The organism is Wenjunlia vitaminophila DSM 41686 (assembly GCF_000380165.1).
Taxonomy (GTDB): Bacteria; Actinomycetota; Actinomycetes; order Streptomycetales; family Streptomycetaceae; genus Wenjunlia; species Wenjunlia vitaminophila.
This window is the reverse complement of sequence record NZ_KB904735.1, coordinates 70,521-87,503: the sequence shown is the minus strand read 5'-3', so window position 1 is coordinate 87,503 and position 16,983 is coordinate 70,521. Positions and strand designations below refer to the sequence as shown.

Here is a 16,983-nt window from a genome sequence, read left to right as displayed (position 1 = left end):
CCTGCCTGGGTCGTGACGCCTGGCACGCACGCTCGCTGCGTTGTCGGGATCGTCCATGTACACCCAGTACGAGGACGACCCTCTGCCTTGCGATCGCACGCACCAGACGCCGCGACCCCCGCCCTCCGGGCGGACGACGCTACTCATCAGACAGGCCCTAGGGACGGTGGCCACCGGGAGGTAGCGCACCGCTGCGCGGGCGGACCGTGCCTGCCCGGCGCCCCCTCGTCAAGCAGGAACGCCTCCGCCACCGAGCCGGAGCGGAGCGGAAGGCCGCCGGCCTACCGGCGAAAACGGCTCCCGTAGTCCCCGGGGGGCACGTTCCGCAGGTTGGACCTCGCCATCTGCACCATGCGCCCCACACCGCCGTTGAGCACCAGCTTGCTGGAGGAGACCGCGAAGCCGCCGACCTGCTTGCCGGTGATGTGCGGGGGGATGGACAGGGCGTTGGGGTCGGTGACCACGTCCACCAGGGCGGGTCCCGGGTGGCGGAACGCCTCCCGCAGCGCGTCACGGACACCCCGGGGGTCCTCCACCCTGATCCCGTGGGCGCCCATGGCCCTGGCGACCGCGGCGAAGTCCGGATTGGTGTACGAGGTGGCGTACGGCGGCAGCCCGGCGACCATCATCTCCAGGTCGATCATGCCGAGGGCGGAGTTGTTGAACAGCACGACCTTCACCGGCAGGGCGTACTGGACCAGGGTGAGGAAGTCACCCATCAGCATGCTGAACCCGCCGTCACCGGACATGGAGATCACCTGGCGCCCGGGCTGGAGGCACTGGGCGCCGATCGCCTGGGGCAGCGCGTTGGCCATGGACCCGTGGGTGAACGAGCCGATCACCCTTCGCCGCCCGTTCGGCGTGAGGTAGCGCGCGGCCCAGACGTTGCACATCCCGGTGTCCACGGTGAAGACGGCGTCGTCCGCCGCCTCCTCGTCCAGGACGGAGGCGACGTACTCCGGGTGGATCGGGACGTGGCGTTCCACGTTGCGGGTGTAGGCGCTGACCACTCCCTCCAGGGCATCGGCGTGTCGGCGCAGCATCCGGTCCAGGAAACGGCGGTCGGTCTTCTCCTGGACCAGCGGGATCAGGCAGTTCAGCGTCTCCCGGACGTCTCCCCACACCGCCAGGTCCAGGGTGGTGCGCCGGCCCAGGTTCTCGGGGCGGATGTCGATCTGCACGGTGGGCACGTCGTCCGGGAGGAAGGCCTGGTAGGGGAAGTCGGTGCCGAGCAGGATCAGCAGGTCGGCCTCGTGCATCGCGTCGTAGGCGGCGCCGTAGCCGAGGAGGCCGGACATCCCCACGTCAAAGGGATTGTCGTACTGGATGTACTCCTTTCCGCGCAGGGAGTGGCCCACCGGGGACTTGACCAGTTCCGCGAACCGCATCACCTCCTGGTGGGCCCCCTGGGTTCCGCTGCCGCAGAACAGGGTCACCCGGCGGGCGCCGTTCACCAGGGCCGCGAGTTCGGCCAGCTCGGCGTCCCCGGGGCGGACGGTGGGGCGTTGGGCGACCAGCGGCAGCTCCGCGGCGCCGCCGGGGGCCTGCTTGGCCGCGACGTCGCCGGGGAGGCTGAGCACCGACACCCCGGAGCGGCCGACGGCGTGCTGGATGGCGGACTGGGCGGCGCGCGGCATCTGCTCCGGCACCGACACCAGTTCGGAGCAGTGGCTGCACTCGGCGAAGGTGCGGTCCGGGTGGGTCTCCTGGAAGTACCCGGTGCCGATCTCCGCGCTGGGGATCTGCGCGGCGATGCCGAGCACCGGAGCCATGCTGCGGTGGGCGTCGTACAGGCCGTTGACGAGGTGGAGGTTCCCCGGCCCGCAGCTTCCCGCGCACACCGCGAGGCGGCCGGAGAGCTGGGCCTCCGCGCTCGCCGCGAACGCCCCGGCCTCCTCGTGCCGCACCTGGACCCAGGTGACGCCCGGGGTGCGGCGCACCGCGTCCACCACCGGGTTGAGGCTGTCACCGACGACCCCGTAGATGCGCTCGACCCCGGCTTTGCGCAGCAGGTCGACAAGTTGTTCGGCAACGGTCTGCTTGGCCATGGCTCGGTTCCCCTTCAGGGCCGTGGTGGTACTGCGTCGGGCGGGACGTCAGCGGGGTGGCGGGGTGGTCGGTGTCGGGGGTGGCCACACGGAACGTTGCCCATCCTGCCAGGCGACGGCCCTCCCGTCCGGTGACGTCCTCGGCGCTGGCGGACAGCACAGTACGCATGAAATCCGAACAAACCAACGGCGAGTTCCTTCCTCGACGCTCCAGCGCGCCCCTGCCTATGATCGAGGGAGCGCGTCAGGGCCAGCCACCGGGCGAGCCCGCTGGGGCCGGAGCCAGCGACAGTGCGGAGGGGTTTCCACCGTGTCAGTCGATCTCAATCACACCATCGTCCACGCCCGGGACCGCCACGTGTCCGCGGCGTTCCTCGCTGACATCCTCGACCTCGAGGTCGGACCGGTGTTCGGTCCGTTCGTCCCCGTTGCCACCGGCAACGGCGTGACCCTCGACTACGCCGACGCCCCGACGGAGTCGATCACGCCACAGCACTACGCCTTCCTCGTCTCCGACCGGGAGTTCGACGCCGCGTTCGAGCGGATCAAGCGGGCCGGGATCACCTACTACGCCGATCCGCACCGTACGGAGCCGGGCGAGATCAACCACCACTACGGCGGTCGCGGGCTGTACTTCCTGGACCCGGTGGGCCACACCATGGAGATCATCACCCAGCCCTACGGGGACGCCCCCGAGCACCGTTGACCTGGGCCGGCGGCCGTCGGCACGGCCGCCGGCCAGGAGGCGTGGTGGGACGCGGCGGTCAGGCCCTGGCCGGGCCTTCGTCGGCCAGCCAGACCGCCGTGTCCGCGGGCAGCAGTTCCCCGCGGGACAACGGCCGTCCGTGGCCCGGGGCGACCCGGCTCCGCGGAGCCTCCGTGGTCCTGGTGGCGCCGGCCGCGGGCGCGTCCCCCAGCGGTCCGCTGGCCAGCAGCAGTCGGCCGGCGGTCAGCGGCACCGGGCGGTCGGAGAGGTTGACGCGGCAGACCAGCCCCGCTCCCTTGCGGAAGGCGAGTTCGCCTTCGTTCCCGGCGAGCCAGGAGAAACCCTCGTCACCGCGGTACGTTCGACGCACCGCCAACGCCGCCCGGTACAGCTCGAGGAAGGAACCGGCCGTGCCCGTCTGGGCCTCGACCGAGTGGGCGCCCCAGCCGTCCGGCTGGGGCAGCCAGGCCGCGCCGGGGCCGAAGCCGTGGGAGGGCCCGGAGCACGTCCACGGCAGCGGCACCCGGCAGCCGTCACGTCCCTTGACCCGGTGTCCCGTCCGCTCCCACATGGGGTCGCGCAGGGCGTGCCGGGGCAGGTCGGGGACCTCCGGCAGGCCCAACTCCTCCCCCTGGTAGAGGTAGGTGGTGCCGGGCAGCGCGAGGGTGAGCAGCGCGGCGGCGCGGGCGCGGCGCCCGCCCCGGGCGTCGTCGGGTCGCGGGTCCAGGCCGTCGGCGGCCAGCCACGCGGCGAGGTCGGTCCTTTCGGGCAGGGCGTAGCGGCTCCGGTGGCGCACCACGTCGTGGTTGGACAGCACCCAGGTCGGCAGGGACCCGACCGACCGGGCCCCGGCCAGGGAGGTGTCGATGACCTCGCGGAACGCGGCGGCGTCCCAGGGGCAGCGCAGGTGGAAGAAGTTGAACGCCTGGTGGAGTTCGTCGGGGCGGGTGTAGAGGGGCAGCCGGGCGGCGCTCACCCCGGCTTCGGCGACGGTGATCCGGGGCGGGTCGTACTGGTCGATGATCTTCCGCCAGGAGCGGTGCACCTCGTGCACCTCGTCGCGGTCCCAGAAGGGGTGGTCCCTCCCCTCGGGCGGGGCGTCGAGCGGCGCGGAGTCCTCGCCGTTGGTGTCGCGCAGCGGCCAGGTGAGGTCCTTGCGCAGCCCGTGGGCGACGTCGATCCGGAAGCCGTCCACGCCGAGGTCCAACCAGAACCTGATCGTCTCTTCGAAGTCCTCGGCGACCTCGGCGTTGTCCCAGTTCAGGTCCGGCTGTTCGGCGGCGAATATGTGCATGTACCACTGCCCGTCGGCCACCCGGGTCCAGGCGGCGCCGCCGAACTTGGACTGCCAGTCGGCAGGGGGGTCGCCGCCGTCACGGCCGGCGCCGTCCCGGAACACGAAGCGGTCCCTGGCCCTGGAGCCGGGGGGTGAGTCGAGCGCCTCACGGAACCACGGGTGCTGGTCCGAGCAGTGGTTGGGCACCAGGTCCACGATGACCCGCAGCCCGAGGTGGTGGGCACGGTCCAGGAGGGCCCGGGCGTCGTCCAGCGTGCCGTGCCTGGGGTCCACGGCGCGGTGGTCCACGACGTCGTAGCCGCCGTCGGCCCACGGGGAGGGGTAGAAGGGGGTCAGCCACACCGCGTCCACCCCGAGTCCCGCGAGGTGTTCCAGCCTGCCGGTGATCCCTGGTAGGTCCCCGATCCCGTCGCCGTCGGAGTCGGCGAAGCTGGGCACGTAGACCTGGTAGACGACGCTCTCCCGCCACCAGTCGACGTCGTTGCGGGTGGTGGTGCTGGTGTTCAAGGGACCCCCTTCTCAGCAGCCGGAGCACACGGCGCGACGATGGTGCCACGCGCCCCCTCAAGCCCGGGCCGAACGGTGTGCCCGCCCCCCGCCGGGGCCGCGGTCAGGCGTTGCTGCCCGCGTCCACGGTCACCGTGGTGCCGGTGATGTTCCGGCCCGCGGGCCCGGCGAGGTGGGCCACGGTCGCCGCGACGTCGTCCGGGTCGAGGAACCGACCGAGCGCGGCGAGCCGCCGCTGGTCGTCGGCCCCCGGGGCGTCCGCCGGGTTCATGTCGGTGTCCGTCGAGCCGGGGTTGACGAGGTTGACGGTGATGCCCCGCGGTCCGAGTTCGCGCGCCAGTCCCCTGGTGAGGCCGGCGAGGGCGGCCTTCGACATGGTGTACAGGGTGGTGCCGGGGGTTGGTACCCGGTCGGCGAGGTTGCTGCCGATGCTGATGATGCGTCCGCCGTCGGGGAGGTGCCGCACCGCCGCCTGCGCCGCGAGGAAGGCGGCGCGGACGTGGATGGCCAGGGTCCGGTCCAGCTCTTCCAGGGAGACCTGCTCGACCGGCCCGTACGGGAAGATCCCGGCGTTGTTGACCAGGACGTCCAGCCGGCCGAACGCCTCCGCGGCCTGGTCCACCGCGGCGGTGACGGCGTGGGGGTCCGCCGAGTCGGCCCGGATCGCCAGTGCGCGTCGGCCGGCCGCCTCGATGTCGGCCACCACCTCCTCGGCCCTCGCCCTGCCGGCAGGGCTGACGTGGGTGAGCGCCACGTCGGCGCCGTCCCGCGCCAACCGCCTGCTGATCGCGGCCCCGATGCCCCTGCTCCCACCGGTCACCACAACGGCCTTGCCCGTCAGCGCGTTCATGGGCGCTCCATTTCTGTATCGCTCAGCACAGAAACCATCACACGCCCTCCCGCCCACGTCAAGGCGTATCTTTAACGGGCGACACAGAATCTCTGTGGCCCCGGACAGGAGGTGAGGACGTGGCCGGACCCGGGCGTCCCAGGAGCTTCGACCGCGCCGCGGCACTGGAGCGGGCGATGCGGGTGTTCTGGGAACGCGGCTACGAGACGACCTCCATGACCGACCTGACCACGGCCATGGGCATCAACTCACCCAGCCTCTACGCGGCCTTCGGCTGCAAGGAACAGCTCTTCCGCGAGGCGGTGGCGCTGTACGACGCCACCGAGGGCGGGCCGGTGACACGGGCGCTCACCGAGGCGCCCACCGCCCGTGACGCCGTCGAGGCCGTGCTGCGCCACAACGCGTGCGCCTTCACCCAGGAGGACAAGCCGCGCGGGTGCATGATCGTGCTGGCCGCGACCCACTGCGCCGAGGCGAACACCGAGGTCAGGGACCATCTCGCGCGGTGGCGGTGCGTCGGGATGCGGGAGCTGGCCCAGCGGCTCGACCGGGGCGTGCGCGAGGGGGACCTGCCCGCCGGGGTGGACACCTCGGCGGTGGCGTCCTACTACACCGCCGTGATCCAGGGGATGTCGGTGCAGGCCCGGGACGGGGCCTCCCACGCCACCCTGACGAAGATCGTGGACCGGGCGATGGCGGCCTGGGACGCCGTCGTCACGGTGCACTGACGGCTCGTCACCGAACGCAGTGCGCGACGCCCGGTGGGGCCGTACCCGCCCCCCGCCACCAGGGCGGGCGCCGGGCAGGGCGTCAACCGTCGACGGTGAGCCGGAACAGGTGCCCCTCCGGGTCGGCGAGGAGCACCCAGACGTCCCCGCCGGGCTGGAACTCGGGGAGGCTCGCTCCCATCGCGAACAGCTCCCTGGTGCCCCGGCGCAGGGTGGAGATCCGGACGTCCGGGCCCGTCGGGGTGCCGGCGCCTGGTCGGGGTGGGGGCTGCCAGCCTGGGCGCCGCCGGAGGCCGAGCCGGACCGACGCGCCCTCCCCCAGCCAGACCCAGTCCCGGTCGCGGTGGACGACCCCCCAGCCGGTCAGCTCCTGGTAGAAGGCAGCGAGTCCCTCCGGGTCGGCGCAGTTCAGGACGACCGTGTCGAACTCGACAAGGGCAGGCATGCGGCGGCTCCTTCACAGCATCGCAGGCACGGACAGAACCGCCCCGGTGCACGGCTCTCCTGTCCCACCGCGCCTCGCCCCCGTTGACTCTGTCTGGACGGTACCTCAAGAGTCGCTCAAGATGCCGGTGAGCGGGGGCACCTGACATCTTCCGGACGCGCTGGTGTGGCGCGGCCGGGCGGCGCCGCCCTCCGCCGGCACGCATGTCCCGTCACCGGTTCGGCGCAGGGGCCCCGGGGGCCGGCCGTGGGATGTCCTGGGTGGCCGGCATGATGGTGGCCGACCGAGCCGGTCGGCGTTCCCGTCGTGGAAGGATCACCATGGCCATCGCGTACAAACTGGTCATCGACTGCACCGAGCCCATCGCCCTCGCCGACTTCTGGGCGCGGGCCCTGGGCTACCAGGTGGAGGACCACAGTTCCCTCATCGACCGGCTCCTGGCAACCGGCGTGGTCGGTGCCGGGGACCACACCACGGTGGACGGACACAAGGCCTGGCGGCACGCCGCCGGCATCCGCCACCCCGACGACCCGGTGGACCGGGACACCGGTGTGGGCCTGGGCCGACGGCTGCTGTTCAACGCGGTACCCGAGCCGAAGCAGGGCAAGAACCGGCTCCACCTCGACCTGCACGTGGGTGCCGGCCGGCGGGACGCGGAGGTGCGACGGCTGACGGAGCTCGGCGCCACGGTGCTGCGGGTCGTGGAGGAGCCCGGAACGAGCCACGTCACCATGGCCGACCCCGAGGGGAACGAGTTCGACGTCCAGTGACCGCGGGTCGGCACCGCCGTCCGACCGCGTGACCCACCGTCGGCCGCCGGCGGATCGCCCCGGCCCGGTGGCCCGGCTGGCACACTGGCCGGGGAACCTGGGAGGGGAACGCCAATGGCGCGGGCACGGCCGTCGACGCGCGAGCTGGCGCGGCAACGCCGCCAGCAGCGGTTCGTCGGGCGGCAGGCCGAGCTGGCCGTGTTCACCCGGAACCTCCAGGTCCCCGCCGGGGACCCGAACCACCGGTCCCTGCTGTACGTGCACGGCGACGCCGGGGTCGGCAAGACGTTCCTGCTGCGCCGGATGGCCGACCTGGCTCGCCACGAGCACGGTGCGCTCACCGCCCTGGTGGACGAGACCGCGAGCGACGTCCCCGAGGTGCTGTCCACGATCGGCTCCCAGTTCGCCGAGCAGGGCCACCCGTTGACGGCGCTGGACAGAACGCTCGCCACGTACCGGCGGCACCGCCTGGAGACGGGCTCCACGGCGTTGGTCGACACGGACGGTGGGCCGTCCGCGGCAGGCGCGGCCCTCGCTCCGGGCGCCGGCCTGGTCAGCGCCCCACGGAGCGGGCGGCCACGCGACACCGGGGACGCCGCCCTGGTGGTGGACCCGGCCAGTGCCCTGACCCCGCCGCTGGTCAAGGGGTTGTCCCGGGCCGCGGCCAGGGTGCCGTGGATCGTGCTGTTCTTCGACACCTACGAGCGCACCCAGCCGTTCCTCGATCCGTGGCTGCGGGAGCTGCTGACCGGCGGGCACCACGAGCCGCTGCCGGCCAACCTGGTCTTCGTGCTGGCCGGGCAGCGTCCGCCCGACCCGGGCGGGTGGGCCCACCTCGGCGCCGCGGTCACCCAGGTGCCGTTGGGGCCGTTCACCGACGCCGAGGCGCGGGACCTGCTCACCGCCCGGGGGGTCAGGGACGAGCAGGTGGTGCGGGACGTCCTGCGGCTGTCGCACGGACTGCCGGTGCTGGTGTCCACGCTGGCGGAGAACCCCGGCGCGGGCGATGACGCCAGTGCGACGGCGGTGGAGCGTTTCCTGCGCTGGGAGCAGGACCCGGTGCGCCGGTCCGCGGCCCTGACCGGGGCGTTGCCGCGGCGGCTGGACGAGGACGTCTTCCGGGTCGCCGTGGGCAACGACGCCCCGGAGCTGTTCGCCTGGCTGTGCTCCCTGCCGTTCGTCAGCGGGCACCCCGGTCGTCGGCAGTACCACGACGTGGTCCGGGTTCCCATGCTGCGGTTGCTGCGCAACACCTCACCGCGTCGGTGGGCCGAGCTGCACACCCGACTGGCGGACACCTTCGCGCAGGCGGGCCGGGCCGCCCTCCACGAGACGGGGCCGGCCGAGGCGTGGAAGCAGGAGGAGTGGCGCGAGCTGCGGCTGGAGGAGCTGTACCACCGGTTGTGCGCCCGGCCGTCGGCAGCGCTGCCCGGGGTGCTCCGCGAGGGGATCGCCGCCTGCGGCGCGGGGCAGCCGGCGGCCAGACGCTGGGCGTGGGTCCTGCTCGAGGCCGGCGAGGACGCCGACGCGCAGACGTTGCGGGAGTGGGGCCAACGGGCCCTGGCCACCCTGGTCCACGAGCGACGGCGGAGCGTGGACCTCCTCGGGCTGCTGCTCGCGGAGGCGCCGCTGGACGCCGTGGACCGGGCGCGAGCGCTGGTCGTGCGGGGATGGCAGCACCGGTCGCTGAACGGGTACGACGCCGCGCTGGCCGACTTCCGCCAGGCCCTGGAACTCGACCCGGAGCTCACCCGCGCCCACTTCGGGCGGGCGGTGGTCTTCCGGGCGCGGGGCGACACCGAGCGTGCGCTGACCGCGCTGGACCGCTGCGCCGAACGGGAGCCGGACGCGCCGTGGGTCGTCCGGGAACGCGGGGAGACGTACCGCAGGGCCGGCCGGTACCAGGAGGCGTTGGAACAGCTCGACCGGGCCGTGGCGGCCGATCCTGACGACCCGCTGGCCCTGGCCGGCAGGGGCCAGACCAGGGCGTTGCTGCGCAGGGAGCACGACGCCCTGTCGGACCTGGACCGGGCGCTGGACCTCCACCCCGACTACGCGTGGGCCCTGGTGCGGCGGGCCCGGGTGCGCAGCCGGCTCGGGGACCCGAGGGGGGCCCTGGACGACCTGGAGCGGGCGGAGGAGTTGGAGCCCGACACCCCGGGCGTCCCGGGCGAGCGGGGTGAGGTCTACCGGATGCTGGGGCGCCACGGGGAGGCCGTCGCCCAGTACGACCGGGCGCTCGCGCTGGACCCGGGCTACGTGTGGGCGCTGGGCAGTCGGGCGCTGGCCCTGGAGGCGCTGGGGCGGCGGGAGGAGGCGCTGGCCGATCTCACCCGGGCCGTGGGGGCTGACCCCTCCTACGGGTGGGCGGTCGCGCAACGCCGGAGGCTGCTGGGCGAGGAGGGGTCAGCGCCGGACGGTCGGTGAGGGTTGCGGCGGGCCCGCGGCGCGGGCCCGCCTGCGCGTCACCGGCGGTGCGGGTGCCGGGCGCGGCTAGGTGTATTGGTCATGAGCGTTGTTAACGCCTGTCGGACTTGATCATGGTGAAGACCTCCGATGTGGTGGAGCTGTCTAGGAACGCACCACATGGAGGTCTTCGTGTCCCACCGTAATGCCCGGCTGACTGTTCACGGCAGGCGGCTGTTGGTCGAGCGTGTTCGTTCCGGCCGTCCTGTCGCGCACGTGGCGGCTGAGATGGGCATCTCGCGGCCCACGGCTCACAAGTGGCTGCGTCGTTGGCGGGCAGAGGGCGAAGCCGGCCTGCATGACCGTCCCAGCCGACCTCACAGCACGCCGCACCGGACGCCGGCAGCAGTGGAGGAACAGGTCTGTCGCCTTCGGCGAGAGCGCAAGCTGGGCCCGGCCCGCATCGGGCCGATCCTGGGCCTGCCTGTCTCCACCGTCCACCGGGTCCTGGCCCGGCACGGCCTGAACCGCCTGTCCTTCCTGGACCGGCCCACCGGCCAGGTCATCCGCCGCTATGAACGCGGCCGACCCGGCGAACTCCTCCACGTGGACGTCAAGAAACTGGGCCGCATTCCCGACGGCGGAGGCTGGCGCGTCCACGGCCGTGCCGCCTGCCCCGACCGCCGCCGCACCACTGGCTTCGACTACATCCACTCCGCTGTGGACGACCACAGCCGCCTCGCCTACAGCGAGGTTCACCCAGACGAGAAGGCCGCCACCTGTGCGGGCTTCCTGACCCGTGCCGCGGCCTTCTTCGCCACCTGCGGCGTTGCACGCATCGAGCGTGTCCTGACAGATAATGCCTGGCCCTACCGCAAAAGCTTCGCCTGGCGGCAGGCGCTCGCCGACCTCGGCGCGGCCGGCAAGCTCACCCGGGCCTACCGGCCACAGACCAACGGCAAGGTCGAACGCTTCAACCGCACCCTGCTGGAGGAGTGGGCCTACCTGCGACCCTACGCGAGCAACGACGAACGAACCGCCGCCCTGACAGACTTCCTGCACAACTACAACCACCACCGTTGCCACACCGCACTCGGCGGCCACCCACCAATCAGCCGCGCGAACAACGCTTCAGGTCAATACAGCTAGGGCCTGTCTGATGAGTGGCGCAGTCCGCCCGGAGGGCGGGGGTCGCGGCGTCTGGTGCGTGCGATCGCAAGGCGGAGGGTCGTCCTCGTACTGGGCGTACATGGACGATCCCGACAACGACAGCGAGCGTGCGTGCCAGGCGTCACGACCCAGGCGGGATTTATCAGACAGGCCCTAGCGCACCTTGTAGGCACGGATGACCTCCTGGCTGACGGTGTTGCCCTGCCCGTCCCGGGCGGTGGTGCGCAGCGAGACGAAGCCCGTCTGCTGTTCACCGCACGGCGCGGGGACGACGGCGCGGAACGCACCGTTGCGGGTCTGCTCGGTGGGGACGGCGGTCCAGGTGCGTCCGTCGTCGAACGACGCCTGCACGGTGGCGCCGGTCAGGGCGACCGGGTCGGACGTGGTCTGGTGCTCCCCGGTGAGGGTGAGCGGGAAGGAGCTGTTGGCCGGCGCGCTGTTGTCCAGCCGGAAGGCGCCGTCCAACTTGACGTTGAGCAGGGACAGCTCCGCGTCGCAGTCGCCCTTCGCCGAGGAGAAGCCCCACTCCGTCGCGACCCTGGTGGACAGCGGGAACGACGGCGCCCCGTGCCGGTAGTCCAGTTTGAGGGCGTAGCGGGCGGACGCGTCGGGCAGTTTCTCGGCGACCAGGTACCCCGACGGGTCGTCGCTGGCGGCGACCTCCTGGCCGTCGCGGAGCAGGGTGAGGTGGCTGGTGGTGTCGGCGCGGTCGGTCCCGCCGACGTTGCCACGTCCTGAGGGACTGGCCGGGTACACGTGCGCGACCAGCATGTCGGCACAGCGCGCGGTCTCGACCCAGGGGCTGAACGCGGCGGCGTTCCAGTTCTCCACGTACCGCCCGCCGGCCGCGTAGGTCCTGGGCGGGCTGCCGCCGAACCACCCGGGGAGGGAGCTGGACCGGTGGTCCCAGGTGAAGTCGGGCCCGGGGGTGAAGTACTCGGTGGCCTCGCCGGGCGCGGCGACGTCGTAGAAACCGCCGCTGCTGAACCCGCTCCCACGGAAGGACACGAGGTTGTTGCGGCTGCCGGTGCCGGGCTCCGCGGAGTGGTACCTCGCCCGGACCTGGGCCAGGTCCTTGTCGTGCGCGGTGAAGCGCGGGGTGGCGGGGACGGCGTCGTCGTGGGCGAACGCCAGGTTGTACAGGCGCCGGCCCGGGGTGTCCAGCGGGTCGGCGAGGGTCGCGAGGTAGAGGAAGGTGAACGGTCGTGACGTCACCGGCGCGGTGCTGGGCACCGCGTACAGCGGCTGGTCGTCGAAGGCGTAGGCGGTGTTCTCGACCAGGCTGCCGTTGTTCATCGTCTCGCTCACACCGATGTGCCGGACGGTCGGCCTGGCGGCGGCGCTGTCCACGGTGGTGGTGACCGGCACACCCCGGCGGGCGTCGGCGGTCAGGGTCAACGGGGCCTTGCCCACGGTCACCTCCTCGGAGATCAGGGTGACGCTTCCTCCCGAGTAGCTGAACACCAGGAGGCTGTAGGTGCCGGGCGGCGCGTCGCCGACGAACGCCCCGTCCCGCTCCTCGAACGGGATGCTCTCCGCGTGCTCGACGTCCACGAGGAGGTACCCGTACCCGCCGTCGTGGTTGCCGGCGCGGTCGATGACGTCGAGGGTCACCGGGTACGTCTCCCGCTGGGCCAGGAGGCTCAGCGCCGTGCGGATCACGGTGCCGTCGGCGCCCCGCGCGGTGAGGGTCCCGCGGTAGGTGGTGCCGGGGGTCACCGCGTCGGGCCGCGTGGTCAGCGGCACCTGGAGGGTGCCGTGCGCGGGCACGGTGACCGAGGTGCCGTCGAGGGCGTAGACCGGCGCGGCGTTGCCCTGGTCATCGGTGACGTCCAGCGCCAGGTCCAGGGACAGCGGTGTGTCCCCGTCGTTGTGGTAGGTCACGGTCCTGGTCGCGGGCGTGCTCTGGGACCAGGGCAGCACCGTGGACACCGTGCTGGGACTGGCGTGGGCGGGCTGCCCGACGGCCCTGGCGACATCGACGAGGCCGGTGCCCTGCTCGAACACGTCGTTCCCGGCGTGGGGTTCCGCGCTGCTGGTCAGAGCCGCCTTGAGCTGGTCCGCCGACCAGTCGGGGTGTTGCTGCGCCAGGATGGCGGCGGCCCCGGCCACATGGGGGGTCGCCATGGAGGTGCCGCTGAGCGCGGTGTAGTGCTCACCGACCGGCTCCCCGCGTTCGGTGCCCTGTGCCCGCGCGGCGACGATGCCCGTCCCCGGGGCGGTGATCTCGGGTTTGACCGCGTGGTCGCGCACCCGGGGGCCGCGGTTGGAGAAGCCGGCCAGGACGCCGTCGCGGTCGACGGCGCCGACCGCGAGCGCGGCGTCGGCGGACGCCGGGGTGGACACCGCCTGGGGCATGCCGTCGTTGCCCGCGGCGACCACGAACAGCGTGTCGGACGACGCGGTGAGCGCGTTGACCGCCTGGGCCATGGGGTCGGTACCGTCCGTGGGCCCGGCGCCCAGGCTCATGTTGACCACGTCGGCGCCGCTGTCCGCGGCCCACTGCATGCCGGCGATGATCTGTGACTCCGTGCCCCAGCCGTCGTCGGTGAGGACCTTGCCGACCAGCAGTTGGGCGTCCGGGGCCACCCCGACGTACGTGCCGTCGGCCGCCGCCCCGCTGCCGGTGATGATCGACGCCACGTGGGTGCCGTGCCCTGAGCCGTCGGCGACACCGGCGGGGTTGCCGGTGAAGTCACGGGAGTCGGACACGGCGTCGGTCAGGTCGGGGTGTTCCGCGTCGATCCCGGTGTCCAGGACCGCCACCCGCACCCCCTTGCCGGTGAGGCCGCTGCTCCACGCCTGCGGGGCCTTGATCTGGTTGACGCTGCGGTCGAGGTCCGCGCGGACCACGCCGTCGAGCCAGATCCGGGAGACCCCGGGGGCGAGGGTCCGCTGTCCCGCGCTGCCCCTGGCCCTGGCGGTGGTGCCGTCCTCGGTCACCGAGGCCCAGAAGTCCTCGGCACGGACCTTGGCCGGGGCGACGGCCTGCCCCCGGATGCTGCGCAGTTCCGGGCCGGATCGGCCCGTGTCCAGCGCGGCGCGGGCCTGGCTGCCCGCGGTGCCCTGGGCGTAGCCGACGATCAGCGGCAGCGTGGAGCGGGACGCGTCGTCGTAGCCCATGGCCACGAGTCCCTGGACGTCGAAGAGCCGCTCGTCCAGCCGGCCCTGCCGGACCAGGGCGAGGGCGTCCGACGGCAGCACGGTGACCCGGTCGCCGGTGACACTGCGGACGAACCCGACGTCCTTCCTGCCCTCCCCCGGCTCTATCGTCAGGCCCTTGCTGCCGTTCTCGGTGGTGAGCGTTACCCGGTCGCCGGTGATCAGCGTCACCGTGTGCGTCCCGGCCGGTTTTCCCCCTGGCCTGTCGCCGGCGGACGCTGGCCCACCGGTGTCCTCCCCGACCGCGGGGGTGGCCGTGGCGCCGGTGGCCAGCGCTATCGCCGCGATCAGCAGCGCGTACCGACGGCGTGGATGTCTTGGTCTCATGGCGATACCTGTCCCTCGTACGGACCGTTCGCCCCTGCGTACTCCCGCTGTGCCCCCGGGGGTTGCACGGCGGCGCGGGATCGTCGCGGACGGCCGGGAGCCGCCGGCGGCCCGGGCCGCCGGGTCCTGCCGCGGTGTCAGGGTGCGTGCTCCCGCGCCGTCCGGCTCCGGAACGGAGGGAGCCGGGCGAGCGCCGGGGCGAGGACGACGGTGAGGACGAGGCCGACCAGCAGGCCGTACAGCGGGGGGCCGGGCCGGGAGATGCCGGAGGCCACCAGCAGGGCGGTGGCCGCCGCGGGCGGGTGGTGGGCACGCAGCAGGGTCAGCAGGACGAGGGTGCCGCCGACGGCCAAGGATTGGGCACCGATCCGGGGCCAGGGGGCCTCGTTCGACACGGTGACGGGCGGGTGGTCCCACAGGTCGAACCCGGCCAGGCAGGCGAGGGCGCAGGCCAGGGCGGCACCGTGGCCGAGCACCGCGTTGCGCACCCGGGCGGTGACGCTGTCGGGGTGGACGAGGACGAGGTACGCGGTGGGTCCCAGGGTGCTGGTGAGCGTCGTCCAGCCGATCGCCTGCCCCAGGGCACCGACGGCCGTCAACAGGGCGGCCGACAGCACGAAGAGCCGCGCCGCCACCGCGGCCCGGCCCGGCCAGGGGCCGTCGTCCCGCCCGTCCCTCTCCGGTCCCACCCTGGTGGCCTCCTTCGGCGGCGGTCCTCCGTGTGCGGTCCCGCTCCGGCGAGCCGTCGCTTTCCCCCTCCCCCCGGGGGGCGTGCGCGGGACGGCCGGTGGTCCTGGAGGTGCGGACGACCGCGGCGGGCTCCGACGGCTTCCGACGGCGTGCGGCGCCCTACCCGGAGGGCTGCTGGTCGCGTCGGGCCGCGGCGGTGCCGCGGGGAGCGGGCCTGGTGTGGACGTAGAGCTGGCGTCGGTCGCCGACGTCGAGGGGCCGGGGCAGCGGCAGTTCGTACCGCACAGGGCGGCTGTGGTCGGCGAGTTGCCTTCGCGGGTTGTAGACGTCGTTGAAGCGCCACAGCATGCGGGCGAAGTTGGTCTGGCCGCGGACGAGGTTGCCGCCGAGGACGCGGGCCGCGCCCAGCGCCGTGCGCAGGCCGAGGTGTTTGCGGTTGATCACGGCCTGGGTGCGGACCAGTTCGCGGTAGAAGAGGTCGAGCGGGAGGGTGGTGGGAACGACGGCGTGCTGGATGTCGAAGAGCCGGTAGTCGCGGGTGGTGAGCCGGCGCGACTCGGTGTGCCAGACCTCGGTGCCGGGGTAGGGGGTCATCACGGTCAGGTGGACGATCTCCGGCACGGACAGCGCGAACTCCCGCACGACGCGGAAACGCTCCTCGTCCCAGGAGGGATCGACGATCAGGTTGATCGCGACCGTGATGCCCAGCCTGCGGGCCGTCCGCAGGGCGCGGAAGTTCTCGTCCGGGCTGATCCGCTTGCGGTACAGGTCGAGGCCCTCGGCGTCGATGGCCTCCATCCCCAGGAACATGTACTTCAGACCCAGCCGGTGCCAGCGTTCGAACACCTCCGTGTTGCGCAGCAGGACGTCGGCCCGGGTCTCCAGGTAGTACCTCTTGCGGATGCGGCGGCGTTCCAGTTCGGCGGCGATGGCGTCGCCGTGCTCGGGGCGGATGAAGGCGACGTCGTCCACGATGAACACGTTCCGCTCGCGGATGCTCGCCATCTCCTCGGCTGCCGCGTCCGGTGACGCCTTGCGGTAGCTGCGCCCGTAGAACGTCCACGCCGAGCAGAAGGAGCAGTCCCAGGGGCAGCCCCGGGTGAACTCGATGGAGGCGCACGGGTCGAGTTCCCCGATGAAGTAGCGGCGCCGGTGTCGCAGCAGGTCACGCGCGGGGCGGGGCGAGTCGATGCTGTGCAGCATCCGCGGGGCTGGGCCGCGGCCCTCACGGGTCACCACCCCAGGCGCTGCCGTAACGTCACCGTCGGCGGCGGCCTCGAGGAGGGGGCCCACGGCGGTCTCGCCCTCGCCCCGGACGACCGCGTCGACGGCGCCGTCGGCCTGTTCGAGCACCTCGTCCGCGACGAAGGAGACGCTGTGGCCGCCGAAGAAGACGAAGGCGCCGGGCACGATCCGTTTGGCCTGCTGGGCGATCCCGATGGCCTCGGGGATGTTCGCCAGGTAGTTGAGCGAGACACCGACCGCCTCGGGGCGGAAGGAGGCGACGGCCCGTGCGAGCGCGGCGGGGGGTTCCGTCTGCAGGTCGAGGACACGGACCTCGTGGCCCGCGTCGCGGGCGGCACCGGCCACGCGCTCCAGCCCGAGGGGCTCGAGCCGGAGGAAGATCTCCGAGTACATCAGGGCACTCGGATGGACCAGCAGCAGGCGCATACGCGAACTCCAGCCAGGAACAACGGTGTGATCATCACCTGTGTCCGGAGAACGCGTCGGGGTAACGCCACGAGGGTCACGACCACCCCTCGGGGGTTCACCATCGACCTGATGGCCCAACAGGGACGCCCGAGCCCTCCGTCTCGTCGTCCCCCCGCCACCCGCCGGGCTAATACCGCGCCCGGGCGGAATGCGGAAGCTGGCAG

Annotated in this window: 12 protein-coding genes; 5 read left to right on the top strand and 7 right to left on the bottom strand. The window is 72.9% G+C overall.

What is annotated here, in order from left to right; genetic code table 11:
- Positions 1-281 precede the first annotated feature (281 nt).
- Positions 282-2,048, bottom strand: coding sequence for a pyruvate dehydrogenase (locus A3IG_RS0127310; protein ID WP_018386767.1), 1,767 nt, complete (start codon positions 2,046-2,048; stop codon positions 282-284).
- A 310-nt stretch (positions 2,049-2,358) separates the two neighbouring features.
- Here A3IG_RS0127310 and A3IG_RS0127305 point away from each other — a divergent pair, with 310 nt between their 5' ends.
- Positions 2,359-2,754, top strand: coding sequence for a VOC family protein (locus A3IG_RS0127305; protein ID WP_018386766.1), 396 nt, complete (start codon positions 2,359-2,361; stop codon positions 2,752-2,754).
- Between the two features lie 58 nt (positions 2,755-2,812).
- Here A3IG_RS0127305 and A3IG_RS0127300 read toward each other — a convergent pair whose 3' ends face one another.
- Positions 2,813-4,558, bottom strand: coding sequence for a glycoside hydrolase family 13 protein (locus A3IG_RS0127300; RefSeq protein WP_018386765.1), 1,746 nt, complete (start codon positions 4,556-4,558; stop codon positions 2,813-2,815).
- Positions 4,559-4,661: 103 nt separating this feature from the next.
- Positions 4,662-5,408: an SDR family NAD(P)-dependent oxidoreductase gene (locus tag A3IG_RS0127295; RefSeq protein WP_018386764.1), complete on the bottom strand. Its 747-nt coding sequence runs from the start codon at positions 5,406-5,408 to the stop codon at positions 4,662-4,664.
- 119 nt (positions 5,409-5,527) lie between these two features.
- Between A3IG_RS0127295 and A3IG_RS0127290 the strand changes: the two genes are divergently transcribed.
- On the top strand, positions 5,528-6,136 hold the full coding sequence (locus A3IG_RS0127290; protein WP_018386763.1) for a TetR/AcrR family transcriptional regulator: 609 nt from the start codon (positions 5,528-5,530) through the stop codon (positions 6,134-6,136).
- 82 nt (positions 6,137-6,218) lie between these two features.
- On the opposite strand, the gene A3IG_RS0127285 is transcribed toward A3IG_RS0127290, so the two are convergent.
- The gene (locus A3IG_RS0127285; protein WP_018386762.1) at positions 6,219-6,581 is read right to left on the bottom strand and encodes a VOC family protein; all 363 of its coding nucleotides are present in this window, start codon (positions 6,579-6,581) and stop codon (positions 6,219-6,221) included.
- Positions 6,582-6,901: 320 nt separating this feature from the next.
- On the opposite strand from A3IG_RS0127285, the gene A3IG_RS0127280 reads away from it, so the two are divergent.
- The 3 genes from A3IG_RS0127280 to A3IG_RS0127270 all read left to right on the top strand — a co-directional run bounded on the left by A3IG_RS0127280 (position 6,902) and on the right by A3IG_RS0127270 (position 10,906).
- On the top strand, positions 6,902-7,351 hold the full coding sequence (locus A3IG_RS0127280; protein WP_018386761.1) for a VOC family protein: 450 nt from the start codon (positions 6,902-6,904) through the stop codon (positions 7,349-7,351).
- A gap of 114 nt (positions 7,352-7,465) precedes the next feature.
- Positions 7,466-9,778, top strand: a complete 2,313-nt coding sequence (locus A3IG_RS0127275; protein ID WP_018386760.1) for a tetratricopeptide repeat protein — start codon at positions 7,466-7,468, stop codon at positions 9,776-9,778.
- A 171-nt stretch (positions 9,779-9,949) separates the two neighbouring features.
- Positions 9,950-10,906, top strand: a complete 957-nt coding sequence (locus tag A3IG_RS0127270) for an IS481 family transposase (protein WP_026220727.1) — start codon at positions 9,950-9,952, stop codon at positions 10,904-10,906.
- A gap of 174 nt (positions 10,907-11,080) precedes the next feature.
- On the opposite strand, the gene A3IG_RS0127265 is transcribed toward A3IG_RS0127270, so the two are convergent.
- The 3 genes from A3IG_RS0127265 to hpnR form a co-directional block, all read right to left on the bottom strand.
- Positions 11,081-14,416, bottom strand: coding sequence for a S8 family peptidase (locus A3IG_RS0127265; RefSeq protein ID WP_026220726.1), 3,336 nt, complete (start codon positions 14,414-14,416; stop codon positions 11,081-11,083).
- 137 nt (positions 14,417-14,553) lie between these two features.
- On the bottom strand, positions 14,554-15,105 hold the full coding sequence (locus A3IG_RS0127260; RefSeq protein ID WP_018386757.1) for an HPP family protein: 552 nt from the start codon (positions 15,103-15,105) through the stop codon (positions 14,554-14,556).
- A 160-nt stretch (positions 15,106-15,265) separates the two neighbouring features.
- Positions 15,266-16,777: a hopanoid C-3 methylase HpnR gene (gene hpnR, locus A3IG_RS0127255; RefSeq protein WP_018386756.1), complete on the bottom strand. Its 1,512-nt coding sequence runs from the start codon at positions 16,775-16,777 to the stop codon at positions 15,266-15,268.
- Positions 16,778-16,983 lie beyond the last annotated feature (206 nt).

Excerpts from the sequence above, each read along its gene's own strand:
- A3IG_RS0127310 (WP_018386767.1), bottom strand. The coding sequence starts at position 2,048 with ATGGCCAAGCAGACCGTTGCCGAACAACTTGTCGACCTGCTGCGCAAA.
- A3IG_RS0127295 (WP_018386764.1), bottom strand. The coding sequence starts at position 5,408 with ATGAACGCGCTGACGGGCAAGGCCGTTGTGGTGACCGGTGGGAGCAGG.
- A3IG_RS0127285 (WP_018386762.1), bottom strand. The coding sequence starts at position 6,581 with ATGCCTGCCCTTGTCGAGTTCGACACGGTCGTCCTGAACTGCGCCGAC.
- A3IG_RS0127280 (WP_018386761.1), top strand. The coding sequence starts at position 6,902 with ATGGCCATCGCGTACAAACTGGTCATCGACTGCACCGAGCCCATCGCC.
- A3IG_RS0127275 (WP_018386760.1), top strand. The coding sequence starts at position 7,466 with ATGGCGCGGGCACGGCCGTCGACGCGCGAGCTGGCGCGGCAACGCCGC.
- A3IG_RS0127265 (WP_026220726.1), bottom strand. The coding sequence starts at position 14,416 with ATGAGACCAAGACATCCACGCCGTCGGTACGCGCTGCTGATCGCGGCG.
- hpnR (WP_018386756.1), bottom strand. The coding sequence starts at position 16,777 with ATGCGCCTGCTGCTGGTCCATCCGAGTGCCCTGATGTACTCGGAGATC.